This window comes from Pseudomonas sp. Irchel s3a10, from assembly GCF_900187525.1.
Taxonomy (GTDB): Bacteria; Pseudomonadota; Gammaproteobacteria; order Pseudomonadales; family Pseudomonadaceae; genus Aquipseudomonas; species Aquipseudomonas koreensis_G.
This window is the reverse complement of record NZ_FYDR01000013.1, coordinates 1-22,378: the sequence shown is the minus strand read 5'-3', so window position 1 is coordinate 22,378 and position 22,378 is coordinate 1. Positions and strand designations below refer to the sequence as shown.

20 protein-coding genes are annotated in these 22,378 nt (G+C 59.1%); 5 read left to right on the top strand and 15 right to left on the bottom strand.

Annotated elements, in window-relative coordinates; all coding sequences use genetic code 11:
* Positions 1-374: 374 nt before the first annotated feature.
* Positions 375-1,769, top strand: a complete 1,395-nt coding sequence (locus CKW11_RS25480; RefSeq protein WP_095139888.1) for an undecaprenyl-phosphate glucose phosphotransferase — start codon at positions 375-377, stop codon at positions 1,767-1,769.
* Positions 1,770-2,189: 420 nt separating this feature from the next.
* Here the strand turns inward: CKW11_RS25480 and CKW11_RS25475 are convergent, their stop codons facing one another.
* The 6 genes from CKW11_RS25475 to galE all read right to left on the bottom strand — a co-directional run bounded on the left by CKW11_RS25475 (position 2,190) and on the right by galE (position 8,388).
* Positions 2,190-4,268, bottom strand: coding sequence for a YjbH domain-containing protein (locus CKW11_RS25475; RefSeq protein WP_095139887.1), 2,079 nt, complete (start codon positions 4,266-4,268; stop codon positions 2,190-2,192).
* Positions 4,265-5,026 carry a capsule biosynthesis GfcC family protein gene (locus CKW11_RS25470; protein WP_371917889.1) on the bottom strand — a complete coding sequence of 254 codons (762 nt, stop codon included), beginning with the start codon at positions 5,024-5,026 and terminating at the stop codon, positions 4,265-4,267. Before CKW11_RS25470 ends, CKW11_RS25475 begins: the two co-directional genes overlap by 4 nt.
* The gene (locus tag CKW11_RS25465; protein ID WP_095139885.1) at positions 5,023-5,688 is read right to left on the bottom strand and encodes a YjbF family lipoprotein; all 666 of its coding nucleotides are present in this window, start codon (positions 5,686-5,688) and stop codon (positions 5,023-5,025) included. Before CKW11_RS25465 ends, CKW11_RS25470 begins: the two co-directional genes overlap by 4 nt.
* An 8-nt stretch (positions 5,689-5,696) precedes the next feature.
* Positions 5,697-6,758, bottom strand: coding sequence for a polysaccharide biosynthesis/export family protein (locus CKW11_RS25460; RefSeq protein WP_095139884.1), 1,062 nt, complete (start codon positions 6,756-6,758; stop codon positions 5,697-5,699).
* A 144-nt stretch (positions 6,759-6,902) separates the two neighbouring features.
* Positions 6,903-7,139, bottom strand: a complete 237-nt coding sequence (locus CKW11_RS25455; RefSeq protein WP_003226528.1) for a hypothetical protein — start codon at positions 7,137-7,139, stop codon at positions 6,903-6,905.
* A gap of 232 nt (positions 7,140-7,371) precedes the next feature.
* Complete coding sequence (gene galE, locus CKW11_RS25450; RefSeq protein WP_095139883.1) at positions 7,372-8,388, bottom strand: UDP-glucose 4-epimerase GalE; 1,017 nt, start codon at positions 8,386-8,388, stop codon at positions 7,372-7,374.
* A 388-nt stretch (positions 8,389-8,776) separates the two neighbouring features.
* Between galE and galU the strand changes: the two genes are divergently transcribed.
* On the top strand, positions 8,777-9,610 hold the full coding sequence (gene galU / locus CKW11_RS25445; protein WP_047600100.1) for a UTP--glucose-1-phosphate uridylyltransferase GalU: 834 nt from the start codon (positions 8,777-8,779) through the stop codon (positions 9,608-9,610).
* Between the two features lie 38 nt (positions 9,611-9,648).
* Positions 9,649-10,053, top strand: a complete 405-nt coding sequence (locus CKW11_RS25440) for a mannose-1-phosphate guanylyltransferase (protein ID WP_095139882.1) — start codon at positions 9,649-9,651, stop codon at positions 10,051-10,053.
* A 90-nt stretch (positions 10,054-10,143) separates the two neighbouring features.
* Here the strand turns inward: CKW11_RS25440 and CKW11_RS25435 are convergent, their stop codons facing one another.
* The 8 genes from CKW11_RS25435 to CKW11_RS25400 all read right to left on the bottom strand — a co-directional run bounded on the left by CKW11_RS25435 (position 10,144) and on the right by CKW11_RS25400 (position 19,818).
* Entirely contained in the window at positions 10,144-11,271 is a 1,128-nt protein-coding gene (locus tag CKW11_RS25435) for a GDSL-type esterase/lipase family protein (RefSeq protein ID WP_095139881.1), read from the bottom strand.
* Positions 11,272-11,485: 214 nt separating this feature from the next.
* Positions 11,486-12,529, bottom strand: coding sequence for an acyltransferase family protein (locus CKW11_RS25430; RefSeq protein WP_095139880.1), 1,044 nt, complete (start codon positions 12,527-12,529; stop codon positions 11,486-11,488).
* 11 nt (positions 12,530-12,540) lie between these two features.
* Positions 12,541-13,644 (bottom strand): hypothetical protein, encoded by a 1,104-nt coding sequence (locus CKW11_RS25425; RefSeq protein WP_095139879.1) that lies wholly within the window; start codon positions 13,642-13,644, stop codon positions 12,541-12,543.
* Entirely contained in the window at positions 13,635-14,864 is a 1,230-nt protein-coding gene (locus CKW11_RS25420; protein WP_095139878.1) for a polysaccharide biosynthesis C-terminal domain-containing protein, read from the bottom strand. The genes CKW11_RS25425 and CKW11_RS25420 overlap by 10 nt, the downstream gene beginning before the upstream one ends.
* Positions 14,861-15,973, bottom strand: coding sequence for a polysaccharide pyruvyl transferase family protein (locus CKW11_RS25415; RefSeq protein WP_095139877.1), 1,113 nt, complete (start codon positions 15,971-15,973; stop codon positions 14,861-14,863). Before CKW11_RS25415 ends, CKW11_RS25420 begins: the two co-directional genes overlap by 4 nt.
* 14 nt (positions 15,974-15,987) lie before the next feature.
* On the bottom strand, positions 15,988-17,070 hold the full coding sequence (locus CKW11_RS25410; protein WP_095139876.1) for a glycosyltransferase: 1,083 nt from the start codon (positions 17,068-17,070) through the stop codon (positions 15,988-15,990).
* Between the two features lie 40 nt (positions 17,071-17,110).
* Positions 17,111-19,339 (bottom strand): polysaccharide biosynthesis tyrosine autokinase, encoded by a 2,229-nt coding sequence (locus CKW11_RS25405; protein WP_095139875.1) that lies wholly within the window; start codon positions 19,337-19,339, stop codon positions 17,111-17,113.
* A 38-nt stretch (positions 19,340-19,377) separates the two neighbouring features.
* On the bottom strand, positions 19,378-19,818 hold the full coding sequence (locus tag CKW11_RS25400; protein WP_095139874.1) for a low molecular weight protein-tyrosine-phosphatase: 441 nt from the start codon (positions 19,816-19,818) through the stop codon (positions 19,378-19,380).
* Positions 19,819-20,108: 290 nt separating this feature from the next.
* On the opposite strand from CKW11_RS25400, the gene CKW11_RS25395 reads away from it, so the two are divergent.
* On the top strand, positions 20,109-21,071 hold the full coding sequence (locus CKW11_RS25395; RefSeq protein ID WP_095139873.1) for a cellulase family glycosylhydrolase: 963 nt from the start codon (positions 20,109-20,111) through the stop codon (positions 21,069-21,071).
* Between the two features lie 202 nt (positions 21,072-21,273).
* On the top strand, positions 21,274-22,200 hold the full coding sequence (gene tal, locus CKW11_RS25390) for a transaldolase (protein ID WP_095139872.1): 927 nt from the start codon (positions 21,274-21,276) through the stop codon (positions 22,198-22,200).
* Positions 22,201-22,243: 43 nt separating this feature from the next.
* Here tal and CKW11_RS25385 read toward each other — a convergent pair.
* Positions 22,244-22,378: integrase core domain-containing protein (locus tag CKW11_RS25385; protein WP_143499931.1), on the bottom strand; the 135-nt coding region annotated here is incomplete at its 5' end.

Here is a 22,378-nt window from a genome sequence, read left to right as displayed (position 1 = left end):
CGAACAAAACAAACAGAAACAGTGCGATTACAAAAACAACAAGAGCACTCTGTTTGGTTTCACCTCTCCTGGTAAATTCAAGCTCCCTGCCTCCACCCCTCCTACAGTAACAAACACAACATAATTTATTCACCCCCTGCTCTGCGACCTTTTCTAACACCCTTGTATTTGATTATTAAAAAGTTGGCACTGTGCCATCTTGTTAGAACTCGTCAGACACCCTCTCCAGCAATAACTTAGTCTATTGATTGACGACAGTTCGGCCTATCGACGTTGTTACCTCAGGACACTCGTCCAATAACAACAACAAGCCTATCTAGCAACTCGGACTTCAACTGTCGAAACCTGAATGGACGTATTTCTGGGGATATCTCATGGAACTTTCTCTACGGATCAATCGAAATAACGGCCTCAAGGGACTTACCTTCTGGGGCCAATGGGCATTGGCGCAGGCTTTCATTGTTGCGTTGTTATTCATACTCGCTGAACGGCAGACGGGGACCGTCGAGTTTTATTACCGCATGTGCGCGACACTGGCGGTATTGGCCTCGGTGCCGGCGTATACGTTCAGCGGCGTGTATCGCAAGCAGGACAACTACCTGACCGGTCTCGGACGTTTGTTCATGGGCTGGTCGATGACTATGGTGGCGCTGGCCGGCATTGCGTTCGTGTGCAAGGCTGACGAGCTGTTCTCCCGCGAGGTGACGCTGAGCTGGGCGGTCTACGGCTTCCTCGGTCAGGCGTTGATGTACGCGCCACTGCATGCCTTTTCCAAGTACTACCAGCGTTCCCGCACCAGCGCGCAGAAGACCCTGATCGTCGGCACTGGCGAGCTGGCTCTGGGTCTGGCGAAGAAGATCAGTCAGGTGGAAAACCTGCCGCTGGTGGGTTTGGTCAGCAATGGCGCGAAGCCGAACCTGGATTCGGATGCGCCACGTGTGGTCGGTGATCAGGAAGATTTGCTCAAGCTGATCAAAGACCATGACATCCGCCGGTTGTACATCACCCTGCCGCTGGCCGAAGCCGCGAAAATCGAAGCGATGTACGTCGATTTGCTCGGCGCCAACGTCGATGTGGTCTGGGTGCCAGACTTGAACAGTCTGACCCTGCTCAACCACTCGGTGAAGGTCGTGGATGGCCTGCCGGCGATCTGCCTCAACGAAAGCCCGCTGACCAGCCGCCCTACTGCTGCGCTGAGCAAGAGTCTGGTGGAAAAAGGCGTGGCGCTGCTGGCGATTATCCTGTTGAGCCCGGTGCTGCTGCTGATTGCGTTGGCGGTGAAGATCAATTCGCCGGGGCCGGTGTTCTTCAAGCAGGATCGCCACGGCTGGAACGGCAAGGTGATTCAGGTCTGGAAATTCCGCTCGATGCGCGTGCACGATGATCGCGAAGTGGTTCAGGCCAGCCGTAATGACTCGCGCATTACTGCGGTTGGCCGCTTCATCCGCCGCACCTCGCTGGATGAGTTGCCGCAGTTGTTCAACGTGCTGCAGGGGCAAATGGCCTTGGTCGGCCCACGCCCGCACGCGGTGGCGCACAACCACTACTACTCGGGGAAAATCCTCGCGTACATGGCCCGTCATCGAATCAAACCGGGCATCACCGGGCTGGCGCAAATCAGCGGCTGCCGTGGCGAGACCGACACCATCGACAAGATGCAGCGTCGGGTGGAGATGGACCTGCATTACATCAACAACTGGTCGTTGTGGCTGGATCTGAAGATCCTGGTGAAGACGCCGTTTACATTGTTGTCGAAGGATATTTATTGATGGGCTGGTGACAAGCCAGGCGATACCGCAAGGGGACGAAAGTCCCCTTTTTTGTGCCTGGGATTTGATGGTGGGTCAGGCTATTGCGAGGGTGACAGTGCCGCCGCCTTCGCGGGCAAGCCCGCTCCCACAGGGTCCGGCGGTGTCCACTCAAATCGGGCACACCACAAAATCACCGTGGGTGCTTGCCTGCAAGCGATAGCGGTGGGTCAGGCAACATGGGTTTTGAATGGATTTGCGCCTTCGCGAGCAGGCTCGCTCCAACCGGGATGGGATTTGGGTCGGGATGTGTGGCCTCACCGCAGGACCATTGTAGGAGTGAGCCTGCTCGCGATTGCGATGGGTCTGGCGACATGGATGTCAACTGGGCTGACGCTATCGCGAGCAGGCTCACTCCTACAGGGAGAGGTGGCTCGGGATTTATTCGGTAATCTTCGAGAAGTTGCGGTAGAACATGTCACCCTCGCGGCTATCGGTCATTGAGTGCAGCTGGAAGCTGCGATTGAGCCTCGCGCCGCCGTCGCGGGTCAGCGGAGCCCAGACCAGGTTGGCGCGGCGCATGGTCGACATGCTCATCATTTCGTCGAACGGGATCGACAGGTAGATGCCCTTGTCGAAACTACCCTCCCCGTACTCGGCGCTGCCAGCGGTGGTGATCGTCGCCCAGGCGCCGAAACGCACGCCATTGAAGAACTCGCGGGAGATGTCGAGTGTCCCGCCCCAGTCGCCGGCCAGATAACGGCCGACGCTGACCGCAGCCAGCGTGTCGTACGGCAAGTCGGTATAGCCGGTGATGTGCCCGGTCCAGACCGAGTAGTCGCGCAGGCCGAAACCCTGGTCGAACTCGCGCTGACGCACGTAGTTCAGATCCGCCCCCACCGACCAGCGCTCACCGGTCGGCCGGAACAGCACCTCACCGCCGACACCGGCAAACATCGACTCCAGATAGCCGCCGTAGACCATGCCATACAGGTCCTTGTCCAACTGCTCGGCATGGCTGACCTGGAACAACGGCATGGTCACTTCCGAGGTGGTCAGGTATTGACGCAAATCGGTACGCACCCGCGGCAGGCCGCTCGGCGCATCGTAGGTGAACTTGTCGAAGTTGTTCACCAGGTTGGCACTGAGCAGACCGTTCCACCAGGTGTTGCGGTTGAAGCGGTACTCCGCGTCCGCGTCGGCACTGAATTGATAGAGCAAACCATCCGGGCCGCCAACGTTTTGTTTGAAGCCCAGCCCGACACCATAATTGAAGTGCTGCGGCGTTTCACTGTAGAGGGTTTTCTCGTTGTGCGGCATCGCCGGATTGATCTCGGTGGTGCGGTGCAACGACTCCAGCGGCTCCTCGTTGTTGATCACTTCGCGGAAAGTCTGGCGCGGCACACTGGTCTCTTCCAGCGGCAGGTCGTAACGCTTGTTGACCACGGTGAACCAGTTGATGTCGTCGTTCACGCTGTTGTCGAGAATCCGGCTCGCGCGACCGACAGCCTTCGACGAATGGAAATAACGCTGCTGCTCGCCGTACACGATCAACTCGGAATCACGCTGACTGATGCGCTCGACCTTGTACCCGGCATTCTGCTGCAGGCGTTGCGACACGTCGGCCCAATTGACCTGTTCCATCGGTGTGGTCGGCATCTTCGCCGGCAGCGGTTCAGGCGTCGGATCGTAGGTCTTGGCCGGCGCCTTGCGGCTGACGAAATTGGTGTGGAAGGTGATGCCGAACATCGCCGTGTTGCCCCGCTCCCACGCCGCGCTGACGTCCACCGAATCGGCCACCTTGAACACCGCACCGAAGTTGATCGGCGAGTCCTGCTTGATCACGTTGTCCTTCGGCTCGTGCTTGTAGTCGTTGCCTTCGTATTCGAGTTTCAGACTGAGTCGATCCCACGGCGTCTGGTAGCTCACACCACCGAAGAACGAAGGCCGACCGCGAAAGTACGAGCCGGAGTTGACGTCACCGGTACCTTCGAGAGCCGGTCGAGTGTCGAAGCGATCACTGACGTAGCCCAACGGGTTGTCGAGATCACCGCGATTACCGAGATAACCCCAGGCAATGCCGGCGCTGAAGTCGAAATTGTCGAAGCGTTTGTTGGCGACGAAAAACTCACTGGAGAACAAGCCCGTACCACCGATGTCTCGGAAGCCCAGCGCGACTTCCGGCGCCCAGTGGCTTTCCTGCCACAGCCGGACTTTGGCGTCGACCGCCTTGTCCTTGTAGCTCTGGCTGCCACTCAGCGCCTCGGAGCCGTACGGCCGGTTGGTGATCGCGGTGTAACGGAACGAACCTTCGAGCCAGTCCAGTGGCTGCAACGACACGCTGTAGCGGCTGTAAGGCTCGGTGCGGTTGGCGTTGACGCTCAGCTCGCCGGCCGGGGCCATGCGCGCGGTCGGGGTCTGCAACAGACCGGTGCCGCCGAAATCATTTTGGGTAATACGCGGCTCGGCATGCACCAGACCGCACGGCAATAACAACACAGCTGCAAAACGTAACTTCAACGAACCACCTCAGCCAGCTGCGTGGCAATCAATTCGGCCAACTGCTGATTCAGTTCAGGAACAGGCGGATCCAGATCATCGTTTTTCACCGGCACCAGAATCTTGCTGCCGGCCACGGGGAACTGCCCGCTCTCGCGATTCCAGTGGGCGATACCCACCCGCCGCACCGCACCATTGGGCTGGATCAGCCACAGGTAATCGGCCTCGGCATCGTCCAGCGGCGTACAGCTTTCCAGATACTCGCGCGCCTCCAGCAGAGGCTCATAAGGCAGGTCGCAAGTCTCGGCGACCGCGCCCAGCACTTGCACCTCGTCGACCCGTTTCGGGTAGATCAGCCGATCGCCATCGTCCAGACGAATGTTGCGCGCGAAACCGACTTCCACCGCGACCGGATCGAGGTCCGCGACCTGACGCCCGGTGACCGGCATCTGCCGCACCTGCTCGGCCAGGCGCAGCGCCAGCGCCGCGCGACTCGGGCGGTCAAACAACGAGGCCATGCGCTGCAACACATCGAGATCAAACAACACTCCAGCCTTGAGCCGCGCCTGCTCCTCCAGCAACGACTGGCGCAGCAACACGCCGGCCAGCCAGTAACCCTCGGCATTCGGCACCGCCACGCTGATCACGTCGAGCAAGCGTCCGCCCGGCGGCAACTCCACCGGCCCCGGATTGGCCACATCACCACTGACCGTGACCGCTGCCTGACTGACGCCGCAGAGCAACAGCAAACCCGCCGATAACATTCGTAAGCGCTTCACGGCAGATGCCTGCGATCAGGGGTCAGTTGCACGATGCGCACACGCATTTGCGCGGTCAGTTGCTGCTCGCTCTGCAGGATGAATCCGTCCAGCGGATCGACCCAGTAATGGTTGGTCGCGCGCAGGCCGATGGCCGGGACGTCGATACGTTCGTCGACACGCAGCACGGTGTATTCCTTGTCGAGAATTTGCAGGGTTTGCGTGGATCGACGGGAGAACCGGCTGTTGACGATCAAGCCGACTTCCTGGCCCTTGTACAGGTCGATCCAGCGCTGACTGGTGAAGCCATCGGCGACTTGATGCAGGCCGCGTTTGAACGGTGCGTTGTCAGCCAGCCGCGTGCCGTCCAGATCGCCCTCCACACCGAGGCCGATGGTGCGCACGGCGAGGCCGTCACGCAGCAGCAACACCTGTTTGCCGGAGGCGACCCAAAATTGCAGGTCCTCGCGCTCGCGCACCAGCGCCAGCACCCCGGAGCCGGACGGCGTGGTCAGTTTGACTTGCGGGTACTTGACCTCGGCCACCTGGGCCGCGCTCACGTCCAGCTCATCCGGGCCGAGCACCGCCGACTTGAGGTTGCGCACCGAGGCGGTCATCAGCGGGTTACAGCCATACAACATCAAGGCCGCCATCAGGCAGACGCCAACTTTCAAGGTTTTCACAGTCGGCCTTATTTGCTGTTGTTACTGTATTCGCTCCAGTTCTTCGCAGCGGAAGCCCCGGTCCCGACAATCGATGCCGACGGCACCAGTTGGCTGATGAAGCGGTTCCAGCGCGTGACATTGGCCGGGCCGACGTACACCACATCCTGCGGACGCACTTCAAAGTGCGAAGCGAGTGCCATGGCGGTCGGCGACTGGGCTTCCAGTTGATAGATCTTCGCCGGCTCGACATCGAGGTTTTCCACCCCGCGAATCACGTACACCGCGTTGCCGTTGGAAGTGGTCTGACTCAGACCGCCGACCGAACCGAGTACGTCGGACAGGTTCATCGTCGAGGTCTTGAAGCTCAGCGCACGCGGCTGATTGACCTCACCCATGACGTAGATGCGCTTTTTGTCGTTGTACGGCAGATACAGCTGATCGCCGCCCTTGAGGAAGACGTGCTGCAACTCGGAATCCTGCTGGTTCAGCGAGTCGAGATTGAGCGGATACACCCGACCATTGCGCGTCAGCAGCAGGCCCGACAGGTCGGCGTTGTTGGTGTCGATGCCGGCAGTACCGAGGGCCTCGACCACGCTCAGCGGGTTGGTGGAAATCGGTTGTGGTCCGGCCTTGGCCACCGCGCCGGAAACCACCACTTTCTGACTGGCGAAACGCAGCACCGCGACATCCACCTGCGGCTCGGCGATGAACGCCGACAGGCGGGATTCGATGTCCGAGCGCAATTGTTGAATAGTCTTGCCGGCCGCCTGCACTTCCTTGATGAACGGGTAGTACAGCGTGCCATCGGAGCGCACCAGTCGACCGTTGGCGTCGATCTGCTGTTGTGCCCCCGATGGCGCGGTCAGCTCCGGGTGATCCCAGACCGTGATGTACAGCACATCGTTGCTGCCGATGCGGTATTCGGCAGGCGTGGCCAACAGCTCCGCCGGCACCGTCTCACGCTTCTGCGTGGCGCGGGTCATCGAGATCAGCTTGGGCGTGATCGGGATCAGCTCGACCCGACTGCTTTCACTGGCGCCCTGGCGCGTGATGTCGACGGTGCTCAGGTACTGGCCGGGGGAAAACATGCAACCTTGCAAAGCGATACTTGCCAACAGCAAAAGAGAAAAACTACGAGTCATAATGGCACTACGCTATTCAAGGGCGAATCTAAAAATAAAGTCACCCGACTTGCGTCGGGCGACCCTGTACTGCACTAACAAATGTTCCTGTTAGTTGTGCGTGCCGGTGGTGCCGGTAGTACCGGTGGTGCCAGTGGTACCGCCGTTGGCACTTCCGCCGCTGTTGGACGCTGCGACTGCACTGGCAACCATTGCAGTACTGGCAGCAGGCGCTGTAGAAGCCGCAACACTGCCAGATACATTGGTCACCGCAGTAAGCGGCGCTTCAGCGGCGGACGCCCAGTTGCTCAACATCGTCAACAGGGCAATCGCCATCACTTTTTTCATATCAACTCCTTTCTAACATTCGACCTGTTAAAAAACCGGTCTTTGTTAGCGGTGGTAGCGTTCAAGTCCGCGAAAAGCGCGAACAAGATCCGTCGTTCTTTCACAGTCTTACCCAACTGATAAAAGTCGAACGGCAGGTTTATATCTACGGACTTGCAAAAGGCATTTCCAGCGTATTTTCCCGACGATATCTAACAGCTGACCGAAACTAACATTCAGTATTAGAACGACATCATTCGAGATAACCGCGCGGATGATTCGATTGCCAGCGCCAGGTGTCGGTGACCATGTCCTGCAAACTGCGCGTGGCTTTCCAGCCGAGTTCTTTTTGCGCTTTCGAGGCGTCGGCCCAGCTCTCGGCGATATCCCCGCTGCGCCGCGGCATCACCCGGTACGGCACGGGTCGCCCGCTGGCCTGTTCGAAGGCGTGCAGCACTTGCATCACGCTGTAGCCGTCGCCGGTGCCGAGGTTCCAGGTATGGATGCCCGGGCGGTCGGCAATCGATTGCAAGGCCTTGAGATGGCCATCGGCGAGGTCGACGACATGGATGTAATCGCGCACCCCGGTGCCGTCGATCGTCGGGTAATCGTCGCCGAAAATCGACAGCTCCTGCAGGCTGCCGACCGCGACCTGGCTGATGTAAGGCAACAAGTTGTTGGGGATCCCGTTGGGATCTTCGCCCATGTGCCCGCTGGCGTGGGCGCCGATCGGGTTGAAGTAACGCAGCAAGGCGATGCTCCAGCGCGGCTCGGCCTGGCTCAGGTCGCGCAACACGTTCTCGACGATAAGCTTGGATTGACCATAGGGATTGGTCGGAATGCCGGTGGGGAAATCCTCGCGGATCGGCATCTCTTCAGGCTCGCCGTACACCGTGGCCGAAGAGCTGAACACCAGCCGGAACACCCCGGCTGCGGCCATCGCCTGACACAGCGTGATGCTGCCGCCGACGTTGTTCTCGTAGTAATCCAGCGGCTTGCGCACGCTCTCGCCGACGGCCTTGAGCCCGGCAAAATGCAGCACCGCGTCGATCGCATGCTCGCGGAAAATCCGGTCCAGCAACGCCCGGTCGCAGACATCGCCGCGAATCATCAACGCGCTTTTGCCGCAGATACCTTCTATCGCATGCAATGCCGCATCGCTGCTGTTGCAAAGATTATCCAGTACAACAACTTCATAACCTGCTTCAAGCAGCGCAAGTGTGGTGTGCGAGCCGATATAGCCGGCGCCACCCGTTACCAGAATCTTCATAGCGCGGTCCGTCATTGGATAAGTGACAAGTAGCTGTCAAGTCCCTTTCATTGAATCTGTGGCGCACCACACAAATAAGGACGACAACAGCCTCAAACAAAATTAGTTCAACCACTGGCAATAAATATTTTTGCAGGTCAAACTGTATTGCCTGGTACTTATTAGCACCCCAAGTACACTCATCACTATCAACAGATACCGACTAAAAATAACTAATAACGTTGTTACCGACATCTCATAACATTGTCATGTTTTATCCCCCGCGCTAATTGCCATTAACAACCTGACTCAGGTATTAAAGTACTCGTTCAATAATCATTGAAACTTGTGCGCTTTCGTAAGTGCGCGCATCCGTTGCCTGTGTTCCATGACTGTCCAGGATACTTTTATGATTCGTAAATGTTTGTTCCCCGCTGCCGGTTACGGCACGCGTTTCTTGCCGGCAACCAAAGCCATGCCCAAAGAAATGCTGCCGATCGTCAACAAGCCGTTGATCGAATACGCCGTTGAAGAAGCACGGGACGCCGGCCTGCAACACATGGCCATCGTCACCGGTCGGGGCAAGCGTGCGCTGGAAGACCACTTCGATATCAGCTACGAACTCGAACACCAGATCCGCGGCACCGAGAAAGAGAAATTCCTCGCTGGCACCCGCGAGCTGATCGACACCTGCACCTTCTCCTACACCCGTCAGGTGGAAATGAAGGGCCTCGGTCACGCGATTCTCAGCGGCCGCCCGCTGATCGGCGATGAACCTTTCGCCGTGGTGCTGGCCGATGACCTGTGCCTGAACCTGGAAGGTGACGGCGTGCTGTCGCAGATGATTCAGCTGTACAAGAAATTCCGCTGCTCGATCGTCGCCATCCAGGAAGTCCCGGCCGACCAGACCCACAAGTACGGGGTGATCGCCGGCGAGCTGATCTCCGACGGCATCTACCGGGTCAATAACATGGTGGAAAAACCGGCGCCGCAGGATGCGCCGTCGAACCTGGCGATCATCGGCCGCTACATCCTTACCCCGGACATCTTCGACCTGATCGCCGACACCCAACCGGGCAAGGGCGGCGAGATCCAGATCACTGACGCGCTGATGAAACAGGCGCAGAACGGTTGCGTGCTGGCCTACAAGTTCAAGGGCCTGCGCTTCGACTGCGGCGACGCCGAGGGTTACCTGCAGGCGACCAACTTCTGCTACGACAACGTCTACCTCAAGGGCCGCTGAGACGGCCCCCGCCCACTTCTCTTTTCAGGAGGCAACCCATGAACATGGCACAGCATGCAGCAGAGATTGAACGGGAGGTGGGCAACCTCGGAGCGGTGAACTGGCTGTCGCACCATCAGCCGTTGCCCAGCGCCAACGAGTCGTGGCTGGGCAGTATTTTGCTGGTGGAGCGCATCGGCATGTTTCCGGCGTCCGGCGACATTCGCCGGACGCTGGCGGATCCCTATCCCCTGCTCGCCCATCTGAAACAACTGTATGCCGAGCAGGCGCTGGAAATGGACGATCGTGATGGGCTGAAGGTGATCTTCAGCGACTGGCGCTTCCGCGTACGCCTGTGCTGCAACGAGCCGGCGATCATCATCAATGTCGAGACCCGGTGTGCCACGCAACTGATGCCGCAGAAGACTGCAGAGCTCCTGAGCCAGATAGATAACTTCAAATAAAAACACTTTCCTGTAGGAGCTGCGGCACGCTGCGATCTTTTGATTTTGTTTTCAAGAGCAAGATCAAAAGATCGCAGCGTGCCGCAGCTCCTACAAGTCGCAACTCTCCGCGTTGATGCCACTGACGATCCAGCGATAGAAGTAATCGGCAATCACTTTCCCGCCCGTGGCCGGTTGCGGATGGATCTTGTCCGGCCCGATCATCGCCGCCGCATAGCGTTTGACGTCAGGGCCGAACGCGCATTGCAGATTGGCAAAACCCAGCTGCTGCTCATGCGCCCACGGCTGCAGCACCTGCGCATACGCCGACATCGGATAGGCGCTGGAACGCGTGGTGTCCTGACGCATGATCAGGTTGATGCTCGCCGCCGGTTGAATCTCGCGGATCATCGTTACCAGGCCCTGAACGTTCTGCAGATACTCCGCAGGTTTGACGCCGAAGCCCTGGTCGTTACCGCCGAGCATGATCAGGTAAACGTCGGCGGGGATCTTCGACACGGCGGCTTTCCACTGCACCTGCCATTGCGGGTCCTGGTGATAGAAGTCCGCCGATGCCGCGCCCGAGGCCGCCAGTTTCGACACCCGCACGCCGTTCTGTTCGTTGCTCATCCACAAGCCAAACAAGGTCGGCGCGCCCTTCACCACTTCCAGTTTGAACGACCAGTCTGCCGCTGAAGAGAGACCTGCGAGCGGTACTTCCTGAACGCCCGCCCCCTTGAGCGTCAACGGTCGCCAGTCTTCCGAGGGTGTCCAGCGGTAGCGCAGCTCACTGGCTTCGCCGTTGCCCAGATAGAGCAATTTCGCCTGGGTGACTTGGGTGTCGATGGCGGGTGTCGGGCTGGCATCGATTTGCAGCCAGGCACCGGGCTTGCCGGTTACCGTGCGGCTGTCGGGGCTGGCCTGACCGAGACCGGACACCTGCCAGCCACCACCGAAGTACTTTTCGCTGCTGCGGGTGTATTTGAAATGCGTGCCCCCCAGCGCGGCGCCGTGGTTGAAACCGACGTAACCGGGGCCGGCAAAACCGACCTCGCCGGCCACGCGCTGCACCAGTTTGTTCAGATAGAAATCCTGCCCGGCACTGTAGCTGTCGCCGATCACCGAGACCGACAAGACCTTCCCGGCCTTACCTTCGCGCCACTGCGCAAAACGCTCGCGGGCATCGCCCACTTCCACCACCGACGCTGCGACAGGCTGAGCGTCATTTACTGCCAACATGCATTATTTCCTTCAGTCTGGAATGCGGGGACTGGAGTACGACCCAGATCCATTGTAGGAGTGAGCCTGCTCGCGATGGCGTTGGTTCAGACGGTGCAACTCTGATTGACAAATCGCTATCGCGAGCAGGCTCACTCCTACAGAGATTGCGGTCATCTGCTGAATCTGTGTCCAGCACCGAAAACTGTGGGAGCGGGCTTGCTCGCGAAGCTTTTCAGCTATTGGCCGGCACCACCGGAGCAATGCTCGCCAGCGATTTTTTCTTCGCCGCACGCTCGCCCAAAAACAGCACCGAAGTGACATTGAAGCGACTGAAAATCATCGACAGCAGCACCGGCCCCAACAAACCCGACAGCAGTCCGCTGAGCACCAGAATGCTTTCGTCTTTCACCCCCAGCCGTCCCATGACAAACCGCGAAGTCGCCGCGAACAACACATGGAACAGAAAGATCGCGTAAGAGTAGCCGCCCAGCCAGGTCAGCCACTTCGAGCGCATGTCACTCGACAACAAAGCGATGCAGGACACGCAACCCACGGTCAAGCCGATCAGGCTGCGGCGGTCGACGATCAACTCACGGTCAATCGCCGCTACATACAGCAGCGTCAGCGAAATCAGCACAAACACTAGCGGCCCGATCACCTTGAACCGTTGCTTCAACGCCTCGACATTTTCCTGACCGATCATCCCCGCCACGAAAAACGGCAGCAGGTAAATCGCGCCATTGATGCCGAACGCATCGAGCTTGAACGGCGGCAACAGAAACACCGCCGCAGCGAAGGCGAACAGCAGGTACAAGCGCGTCATAGAGCGCAGCATCCCGCGCCATTCCAGCAGACCGACGAACATGAAAATGATGAACACGGCCTGCAGGAACCAGAAGTGGTTGACCGGCACCCAGAACGATAACAAGGCATCGATCACCCCGACGTCCTTGTTCACCCCGGGCCCCACCGCCTGCAATACCGAGAACGGCACGCCGACGCAAAACAGCGGCACGATCAGCCGTCGCACCTTGCCGCTGAAGAACGCGGAAAAGTCATTGCCACGGATTTTGTAGATCGAATAGATGTAGCCGGAAATAAAGGTGAACAACGGCATGCGCACGTACACCATCGAGTCGGCGATCACCCGGAACGGCGAGCCGATATCGATTTTCAGCCCTCCGCCCAACGGGCCGATAACGTGATAGAGCACCAGCAGCAGGCACGCCAGACCACGCAGGGTTTCGATCTCCAGCGATTTTTTCTTGCTCGACATAAACACCTGCCTCAATTCAGAACTCGTGATTCAACCCGCACCGGTTTGTTCGCGCGCAACATCAGGCCCAGACCGACAAACAGCACCGGCACCACCATGGAAAAGTGCCGGGCGAAGGAACCGAAGTCCGGCTCGAACAAGCCTTGCACCAACAGAAACGCCAGCGGAATCGCGATCAGTTCCTTGGGTTTGGTTTCAATCGGCGCGCCTTTGTAATCGGTGGAGGTGATGACTTTGAACAGCAGCAGCGCGGTCATGATCATCAGCGCCACAAAGATCACCTGGCCCGGCCCGGACAACAGAATCAGCTCCACCGGGAACGACAACCGGAAGAAAATGATCATCGAGTCCAGCGCCTGCGAAACGAAGTCACTGCCGCTGAGCCACGAGACGATCAGCGATTTCGAGCCCTCCTCGCCCGCCGTGCGCAACTCGTTGTTGCTGGCGCGAATCGATGACACCGGGAAGCCCAGCGCCAGCTGAATCGCCATGGCCACCGCCAGGTAAAACAGGAACAGCATCAGGAAGAAAGTGAAGCGCGACACGTACTTTTTCATCACGCAGACGCCGACCCACGACAGCGAAAACAGAATCCAGTAAGGCCGGATCAGCACGCCGTAGATCACCGCCGACAGAAAAAATCCGCCGCGGTACTTACGCGTCAATGCGCTGAGCAAAATGCTCAGCACCGCCACCGAAACGATGATTTCCTTGGTCAGGTTTTCCAGGAAAAACGAGCGCACCACGCCCCACAGGCACAGGGTGCCGAAGATCGCCAGCGGCATGCGCCGGAACACCACCACCGGAATCGCCGTGAGGAAGAAGTTGCAGAACATCCCGTAGGCCCAGGCGTTGGTCAGGTTGATCCCGGTGGGCCGCAGCAGAAACGCCGAACACTCATAAGAGGAGCGATCCGGCGAGAACGGGTTCCAGAAATTGCAGTTGTCGGCGCGGGCGTAGGACGACCACAAGGTCATGGCATCCGGGCCCGGAGCACGCGGGATCAACAGCGGCATCGCCACCGACAGAAACAACCCGGTGAACAGAATCAGGAACGACAGCGAGGAATCGAGTCTGCGGCCGCGAAACTCGATGCACGGCAACTTCAACCCCATGCCAGCGCCCCTTTGGCACGGGTCGCCCGAGTCAAAACGGCGATCACTCCGAGCTGGACGATGATCGCGAAGACATTGCCCCACGCCGCGCCATAAATCGAATAGTGCTTGATCAGCAGGTAACTGACCGGCACCGACACCAGCAGGCAGATCGCCGCGCTGGCGAATGACACCCGACTGTTTTTCGAAGCGATCAGACCACCCCAGACGATGTCGCCAATGGCCCGCAGGGCAAAGGAAAAGATCAGCACGCCGAGGATCGCGTTGTCCGGACGCGGCACGCTGCTGGCGACGTAATCGAGCACCACGTTGAAGAACAGATAGATCAGCACCGCCACCGCCGCCGACACCACTAACGAGCGCATCACCCATTTGTTGACGAACAATTGCTTGACCGTAAATGACTGCTGATCCGCCTGAAACCGCTTGGCCAGCACCGGTATGCCGACCACCGCCACTACCGCGTAAGACAGCGCCTGCAAAGTGTTCGCCGCCGACCACGCGTACACGTATTTACCGAGGCTGGCGTAGGGTTCGAGATCGGCAATCAGAAAGCGCTCGGCGTACTGACTCAGCGCGATCAACCCCGTACCGAAGTAGAACGGCAACCCGGCCTTCCACACGGTCGCGGTAGTCAGTGCTTCGCTGACCCGGCCCTTGTGCACATTCACCACGATCAGGTAACCGGCGACGATCACCAGCACGTTGGCGGCCACCCACAACCACAGCACACTGGCGATGCCGGCGACCCAGTCGAGCATCATCCCGCCCACCGCCAGCAACGCCCAGAGACCGGTCTTGATGAAGAACAGCAGCGCGCCCGCGGTGGCTTTCTGCGCAGAAAACACGAACGAGTTGATCTCGAACGACAGGTGTTCGGTGAGCAGCACCAGCGTCACGCAGAGGATCAACGCGGTGCTCGCCTCGACCTGCTGGAACAGCGAGTAAATCCCCACTGTCAGCAGCGACAGCAGCAGCCCCACCGCCAGGTACAGCAGCAGGACTTTGTCGACCACCCGACGCGAGCTGCCGCCAACGCTGATCAACCGATTGATCTCGGAACTGAAACCAACGCTGTAGAACTTCGAAGCGATCAGCGACGCCGCGACCACCACGCCATAAAACCCCAGCGCTTCGTAGCCCAGGTAATGGGTGATGGCCAACACCAGCAAGAACTTCGCGCCCAAGGCTCCGCCGCGCAGCAGCAAGCGAAATATCATCGAACGACGCCTTTGATGATCTCGTCCATCATCACCGTCTTGGCTTCGATTTCGCGGCAAGTGTCGGTCAGGCGCTTGCCGAAATTCGACAGGGCGTTCGGCGCGTACACGGTGTCGATGATCTGCTCGACATTGATGTCGCCGCCGTTGATCACCCAGTCTTCCACGCCCATGTCCTGATAGGCGCCAAAGCCTTTGCGCTCGTAGCTGATGTGGTACGCCGGGACACCGGACAGCAGCGACTCGATGGCGCCGTGCAGGCGCACCGAGATCACCAGGTCCGGCTGATATTTGGCAATCGTCGCTTTCAACGACAGCAGATCTTCGGTGATGCCCAGCTCGCGATAGAACGCACCGTCATCGTTGCCGCGAACGGCACTTTGCACCGCGCAGACCACTTTGCTTTTGTTCTTCAGGCGCTGCAGTAGCAGCTTCAGGTTGGCGACGTAGGCGACCTTCTTGTCCTTGCTCCACTCCGGCGGCTTGCGCAGCACCACGCACACCGTGGCCGGCGATGCGGCGCAGCGGGTGAACTTCGGTTGCTGAAGGATCTTGCTGGCCAGTGACTGCACCGCCAGATCCGGCGCGCGGTAGACGTTTTCGCAGGCATCGAACATCGCCGAGGAACGGTTATCGCGCACGAACACCGCGTCGGCGCTGGCGTAGTGATCGACGATCTTGCGGCTCTCGCCATGGAACGGGCCGATGCTTTGCGGCAGGTACACCGACGGCACCTTGCTGAGGATCGCCGTTTCCAGTTGCTTGGCGTGGCCGAGTTTCAGCTTGATGTGTTCGAAGGCACTTTTCGAGCGCATGTAGCCGCCACCGACACCGACGATCAGATCGGTCTTGCGCAGCAGATCCGCCAGCCCGGCATACGACTGATTGAGGAACACCGCCTGCTTGACCCGCCCCAGGCCCTTGGCTGCCATCACCGGCGCGTCGAAACGCGGGTGCGGCAAGTAGGCGAAAGACTGCGGGTCGGACGCCACGACATTGATCGCGGTGTCTTCGCCAAAGTTGCGCTGCACCAACGCGATGGCCAGATCGACGAGCAGGCCGTCACCGGAGTTGGAGGCACTGTAGCCATGCAAAATCGTTACGTTCATAAGCTGAGTTCTACTTAATAAGTGGGAGCGCAATACACGTCGTAGGTCTGGCGGATCATCAGCGCGGCGCTGAAACGCTCGCGCACGATGTTCCGGCCTTCGCTGCCGAGGTCGAGCAACCGCGGCTTCTGGATTCGCGCCAGCACATCGGCCAGCGCCTGGTGATCACCGGTGGGAAAGACGTAGCCGGACACTTCATGGGTGACCAGTTCGGGCAGTGACGTGCAGTTGCTGGCGATCACCGGCAAGCCCATGGCCATGCCTTCCAGCGGCACCATGGCAAAACCTTCCCAGCGGCTCGGAACGATCAGCGCGTCGGCCTGTTGATACAGCGCCTGCACTTCGGCCGGCGTGACCCACGGCAGGTACTCGACCGCGTCCATCTCGGGGCACTCGACCGTGTCCTCGTTGACCGCACTGCCGACCACCGTCAGTTTCAGATCGCTGCGCTGCACCTTGGCGAAGGCCTTGAGCAGCACGTCGAAACCTTTCTGGTAGTCGAGGCGACCGACGAACAGCAGATGAATCGGCGCGGGGCTCTCGGCCTTCGGCGCCTCGTCGCGCTGATGAATGCCGTTGTAGATCAGCTTCATGCGCGAGCGCTGAATGCCGAACCGCGCCGCCTTGTCCATTTCGTAACGGCTGACGCAGATGATCACGTCGGTGACTCTTTGCAGGACCCGCTCGATCCACGCGTAGAGCTTCTGCTTGGTCGGCGAGCTTTCCATCAGGAACGAAAAGGCGTGCGGGCAGTAGACGATTTTCGGCTTGCGCCAAGGCCGCAGAAGCACACAGACCACGCGGCCGATCACTCCGGAAAAGGTGCTGTGCAAATGCACCACATCGGGTTTTTCCTTGAGCATCACTCGGGTCAGTTGCCAGGCAAATCGCAGCAGCGAACGCACATCCCGCCCGCTGCGTTCGAACGTGCGAATCTGCTGTGCATCGATGCCGTGCAGCTCTTTTTTCTGGTCGAGCGGCACCAGATAGACCAGCTCGTAGTTCGAGTCGTGGCCTTCGGGCGACGCCGAGATGGTGCGGATAACGGTGGCGACTCCACCTTTTATCGTTTCAGCCACGTGCAGTATTTTCTTCACAACCCACCCACTTTCATGCCTGTTGGAACGTCCCTGAGTCTCAGGATTTGTCCGACGCGTATTCGTAGTTGTAATAGCCGTAGCTGCCATTGCCGTAATAGCTGGCAGCGCGCTTCTCGACGCCGTTGAACACCGCGCCCTTGAGCTCGATGCCGTTCTGCGCGAAGCGGCGAATGGTCGCTTCAATTTCCTTGGCCGGGTTTACCGCAAACCGGGTGACGATCAGGCTGATGCCGGCTTCGCGCCCGACAATCGCCGCGTCGGTCACCGCGAGCAGTGGCGGCGTATCGATGATCACCACGTCGTAGCGTTCACTGAGTTCGGCCAGCAGGGCGCGGAAGTTGGCGTGCATCAACAACTCGGAAGGATTCGGCGGAACCTGACCACGACTGATGAAGTGCAGGTTGTCGATTTCCACCGTGTTGATCGCCTGCTCGATGCTGCAGCGCTTGACCAGCAGATCCGACAGGCCATTGGCGATCGGCACATTCAGCGTCTTGTGCAGGTGGCCCTTGCGCATGTCGGCGTCGATCAGCAGCACGCGCTGACCGCTCTGCGCCATGACCGCTGCGAGGTTGGACGAGACGAAGGTCTTGCCGACCTGCGGGCTGGGGCCGGAGATCATGATGCGGTTGTTGGTCGAGTCCAGCGCGGCAAAGTGCAGGCAGGTGCGCAGGCTGCGGATCGATTCGATGGACAGGTCGGTCGGGTTGCGCAGGGCCAGCAGATAGGCCGGCGTCTCGGCGGTGCTTTTGACCCGGCCCTTTTTCGTGTCCTCGTCGCGCTGCAAGGCGCTGTAAGGAATCGAGGCGTACACCGGCAGCCCGAGCTGTTCGATGGCTTCCGGCCCTTCCAGACCTTTGCTCAACGATTTGCGCAACAGCACCAGGGCCACCCCGACAAAGGCGCCGAGGAACGTTGCGATCAGCACGATCAGGGCTTTTTTCGGTTTGACCGGGCTGCTCAGGTCAACATCCGCCGGATCGATCAGGCGCACATTGCCCACCGCCCCGGCACGGACGATGTCCAGTTCCTGGGACTTGTTCAGCAACTGCGTGTAGATCTGCGAAGCCACTTCCACGTCGCGGGTCAGGTTGAGCAGCTCCTGCTGGGTGGCCGGCAGATCGCCGACCTTGCCTTCCAGCGACTTCTGCTGCTGGGTCAATTCACCGATCTGCGACATCAGCGCGCGATATGCCGGATGCTGTTTGGTGAACTTGCGATCCATTTCCGCCTGCTGCATTTTCAGCTCGGAAATCCGCGTTTCCAGCGCCACGGACTGGCCGAGCACCGATTGCGTTTCCATGGAAATGTTCACGGTCTTGCCATGGGTCTGATAGGCGTTGAGCGCGTCGCTGGCCTTGGCCAGATCGCGTTTGACCTGCGGCAACTGGCTTTGCAGGAACGCCAGGCTCTGCGCCGCTTCCGCCGAGGTGCGGCGCACGTTCTGATCGACGTACAGCGCGGCGATCTTGTTGAGGATCTTCACCGCCTCGGCGGCGTCGGCACTGGCCAGTGCCAGACGGATAATCCCCGACTCTTTACCTTGCTCGGAAATATCCAGCGCATCCTGGTAACCCTGAATGGTCACGATCCGTGGATTGCGCACCACTTCGAAACGGGCACCCGGATTGGCCTGCAGGCGCTCGATCAAACCCTCGACGCCGTCCTGGGCGAAGGCTTCGCCGGCGACGCCCTCGACCAGCAGGTTGTCGTTGTCATCAAGCAATTGAAAATGCTGTTGTTCGCCAGCAATCAGGGTGAGCTTCTTGCCCAACAGTTCTTTGGGCAGATTGAGCCGGGCGAACTCCAGACGCTCACCGCCCCAGGCGTAGCTGTTGAAGCCAAAACGCGGCGGCGCCACGCTGAACTCGGTTTCACCGCGATAACGCCGGGCGAGAAAACCGCCGATGACCGGGAAGGTGTTGGGGGTGACGTCAATGTCCAGGCGCAGGTCATCGACAGTTTTGCCGATCACCGCGCGGGACTTGATGATGCCGATTTCGGTCACCGACGGCGATTGCCCGCCAAGCATGCTGCTGAGGTCGGAAAAGCCGAGCATGTCGTTCTTTTTCGGTTCGACCTGAACCAGCGCGTTCGCCAGGTACACCGGCGTCGCCAATACCGCATAGGCAACGCCGGCGGCCATGAAGGCACCGGTGAATGCACCGATCAGCCATTTCTGGTCGATCAAACTGCCGAATATGCCGAGAAGATCAATACTGTCTTGATTGTCATCACGGTTGGCGATTACTGACGGTAACTGCATAAGTCTTTCTTACCATTCACTGATCTGAAGAATATTCATCAATGTCCGAGGCGCTGCGCCCACGAGCTAACAGCATCTTCAATCAATGCATGGGCATGAATAAAAGCGGCCTTACCTTGACGATACGGATCCTGTATTTCTCGTTCGCTCTGCCACTTGCCGAGAAGAAATACTTTGCCTCGGGCGTGCGAGGCAATCTTCAGCACCTGATTCACATGTTGTTTTTCCATGACCAGAATCAGGTCTGATTCATTGACGATATCGGCGGTCAATTGCCGGGCCCGGAAACCCTCGGCGCTGTGCCCGTGGTCTTCCAGCACCTGACGTGCCGACGCCTCCATGCCTTCGCCAACCCGCGCAGCGAGGCCTGCGGAAGTCACCGAGATGGTTGAGGGGGTCAGCGCGTTACGCAGCAGAAGTTCTGCTGTCGGACTTCGGCAAATATTGCCAACGCACACGACAAGGATCTTTTTGAACAAGGTTTACATTCCTGTGTAATATCATTCTGCCAACATCTAGAGCGGATCTTAATGAACCCACTAGATCATTCTGCACTCAGAAATAGATTCGCCCTGTTAGTACCAGCGTATTAAGTACCACAGGGTCAAAAGCCGCCAAAACACAATTACCGGACTAAAAATAACTGTGATTTTCAGGTTGGCTTTTCCTGACAAAAAATAACATTCATGCACTAAGCACTCTTGTCAGTTTCGAAACTGGAGTAAGGGGATAACTATTCGTCGTTGTCATTCTCATCCGGAGAGCAGACATGAAATCAGCCCATCTCAAACAGCTCGGCGCCTCGGCGCTGCTGGCACTCAGTGTTGCCACTCATGTTCACGCCAGTGAACTGTTTCCCAATCTTCCCGCCAGAACCATCGGCGTCCAGGTGAAGATCCAGAACTTCACCGCCGACGACGCCGCCAACATCAAGGCTGCCGGCTTCAGCTTCGTACGTTTCGGGGTATGGAGCGACAGCCTCAGCGCCAAGGCCTATCAGAAACAGGTCAGCGACGCATTCGCCGCCGCCCGGGCCGCTGGCCTGCCGGTGCTCCTGACCGTGCGCGCGATCAAGCCATTGACTGCAACGCCGGCCAACACCAATGAACTGGCGACGGCGGGCGAAGCATTTGCCAACGCCCTGACCAACCTTGAAACCACCTACAGTTCGCAGCTGGTCGCCATCGAGATCTGGAACGAGCCGGATCTGGAAACCTACTGGCCAACGCGCAATTTCGACACAACGTTTGTGCCGTTCATGAGTGCTGTGTGCAAAACACTTCAGGACAAACCGCAGTCCGCACCGCGAATCGGCTACGGTTTCGCGCGGCCGCCAACCGCCGGTTCGGCGTCCACCGTGGCGTTGAACCGCATCGTCAGTGAGCACCCCAAGTGCCTGAATGCGATTTCCTACCACCCCTATGGCATGACGGCCACGCAGATCAGCAACGCGCAATCGTTCATCCAGCAGAACTTCCATCTGCCGGGGGTCATCAGTGAATGGGGAATTTCGGCGCTCGGTTCCAACGGCGGGATTGAAGGGCAAGCCAGCAAAGTCGGCGCGTTCATAGCCGACGTCAAAAGACTGAACATTCCGCTGACCTCGATCTATGAATGGAAAAACAGCGACTCGGGCAGCAATGAACGGGAGAAGAACTTCGGCTTGCTGACCTCGGACGGCCAGCCAAAACCCGCGAGAGCGGCGGCCGAATTGCAGCTCAACGCCCAATAAGTCAGCGGCAACTGGCCTGGTCACAGGTCAGTTGCTTTGAACCTGCGGCCGATTTTGGCATCGTATTCATCGATACCGCACCCCACCGTTCAAACAGCCGTTCTCAGGTTGTTGCCCCCGGGGAACCCGTTACGCCTTGATGCCCTTGAGTGGCCGTCAGCGCTCGGGTAATGTCGTCAAACCCACAGGACAGAGCACACCCATGACTTCCAAGCTGGAACAACTCAAACAGATGACCACCGTGGTTGCCGACACCGGCGACTTCGAAGCGATCGCCCGGGTCAAGCCGGTCGATGCCACCACCAACCCTTCCCTGCTGCTCAAGGCAGCCGCCATCCCGGCCTACGCCGAGCTGCTGAACGCCTGCGTCAGCGACTGCAAGGGTGACGTGGGCCTTGCCAGCGACCGCTTCGGCGTCGCCGTGGGCCAGGAAATTCTCAAAGTGATTCCGGGCCGGATTTCCACCGAAGTGGATGCGCGCCTGTCGTTCGACCAGGACGCCGTGCTCAAGCGCGCGCATCGCCTGATCGATCTGTACGACAAGGCCGGCGTCGGTCGTGACCGTGTACTGATCAAGATCGCTTCGACCTGGGAAGGTATCCGCGCTGCCGAGATCCTCGAGAAGGAAGGCATCCAGACCAACCTGACCCTGCTGTTCTCCTTCGCTCAGGCTGCCGCTTGCGCTGACGCCGGGGTGTTCCTGATCTCGCCGTTCGTGGGCCGCATCTACGACTGGTACAAGAAGGCCAACGGCAACGACTACACCGGCGCCGATGATCCGGGCGTGCAGTCGGTGACCCGCATCTACAACTACTACAAGGCCAATGACTACAAGACCGTGGTCATGGGTGCCAGCTTCCGCAATCTGAGCCAGATCGAGCAACTGGCCGGCTGCGACCGTCTGACCATCAGCCCGGACCTGATCGACAAGCTCGCGGCAGACACCGGCAAACTGGAACGCAAACTCGCCCCGGGCCACGCCGGCGAAGCGCGCCTGAGCCTCAACGAAGCCCAATTCCGCTGGCTGTCCAACGAAGATGCGATGGCTACCGAGAAACTGGCCGAGGGCATCCGTCAGTTCGCCCGTGACCAGGAGAAGCTTGAGGCGCTGTTGCAGGCCAAGCTGTGATCTGAATCGCTGTGTCTAGTCCTGAAATAGGTTTACACCTGTTTCACCCTGACGCCCGATGCACCGCATCGGGCGTTTTGTATTTCAAAGACAGGTGCGGACGCTCACCGTTGTAGATCGATACCGACTCACTCACCATCTTCTTCGCCTGCGTTAAATCCTGTGGTCGCTGGAGCAT

Bases quoted from the DNA above. Each gene is read 5' to 3' on its own strand.
- CKW11_RS25480 (WP_095139888.1), top strand. From the start codon at position 375: ATGGAACTTTCTCTACGGATCAATCGAAATAACGGCCTCAAGGGACTT.
- CKW11_RS25460 (WP_095139884.1), bottom strand. From the start codon at position 6,758: ATGTTTTCCCCCGGCCAGTACCTGAGCACCGTCGACATCACGCGCCAG.
- CKW11_RS25455 (WP_003226528.1), bottom strand. From the start codon at position 7,139: ATGAAAAAAGTGATGGCGATTGCCCTGTTGACGATGTTGAGCAACTGG.
- galE (WP_095139883.1), bottom strand. From the start codon at position 8,388: ATGAAGATTCTGGTAACGGGTGGCGCCGGCTATATCGGCTCGCACACC.
- galU (WP_047600100.1), top strand. From the start codon at position 8,777: ATGATTCGTAAATGTTTGTTCCCCGCTGCCGGTTACGGCACGCGTTTC.
- CKW11_RS25440 (WP_095139882.1), top strand. From the start codon at position 9,649: ATGAACATGGCACAGCATGCAGCAGAGATTGAACGGGAGGTGGGCAAC.
- CKW11_RS25435 (WP_095139881.1), bottom strand. From the start codon at position 11,271: ATGTTGGCAGTAAATGACGCTCAGCCTGTCGCAGCGTCGGTGGTGGAA.
- CKW11_RS25430 (WP_095139880.1), bottom strand. From the start codon at position 12,529: ATGTCGAGCAAGAAAAAATCGCTGGAGATCGAAACCCTGCGTGGTCTG.
- CKW11_RS25425 (WP_095139879.1), bottom strand. From the start codon at position 13,644: ATGGGGTTGAAGTTGCCGTGCATCGAGTTTCGCGGCCGCAGACTCGAT.
- CKW11_RS25420 (WP_095139878.1), bottom strand. From the start codon at position 14,864: ATGATATTTCGCTTGCTGCTGCGCGGCGGAGCCTTGGGCGCGAAGTTC.
- CKW11_RS25415 (WP_095139877.1), bottom strand. From the start codon at position 15,973: ATGAACGTAACGATTTTGCATGGCTACAGTGCCTCCAACTCCGGTGAC.
- CKW11_RS25405 (WP_095139875.1), bottom strand. From the start codon at position 19,339: ATGCAGTTACCGTCAGTAATCGCCAACCGTGATGACAATCAAGACAGT.
- CKW11_RS25395 (WP_095139873.1), top strand. From the start codon at position 20,109: ATGAAATCAGCCCATCTCAAACAGCTCGGCGCCTCGGCGCTGCTGGCA.
- tal (WP_095139872.1), top strand. From the start codon at position 21,274: ATGACTTCCAAGCTGGAACAACTCAAACAGATGACCACCGTGGTTGCC.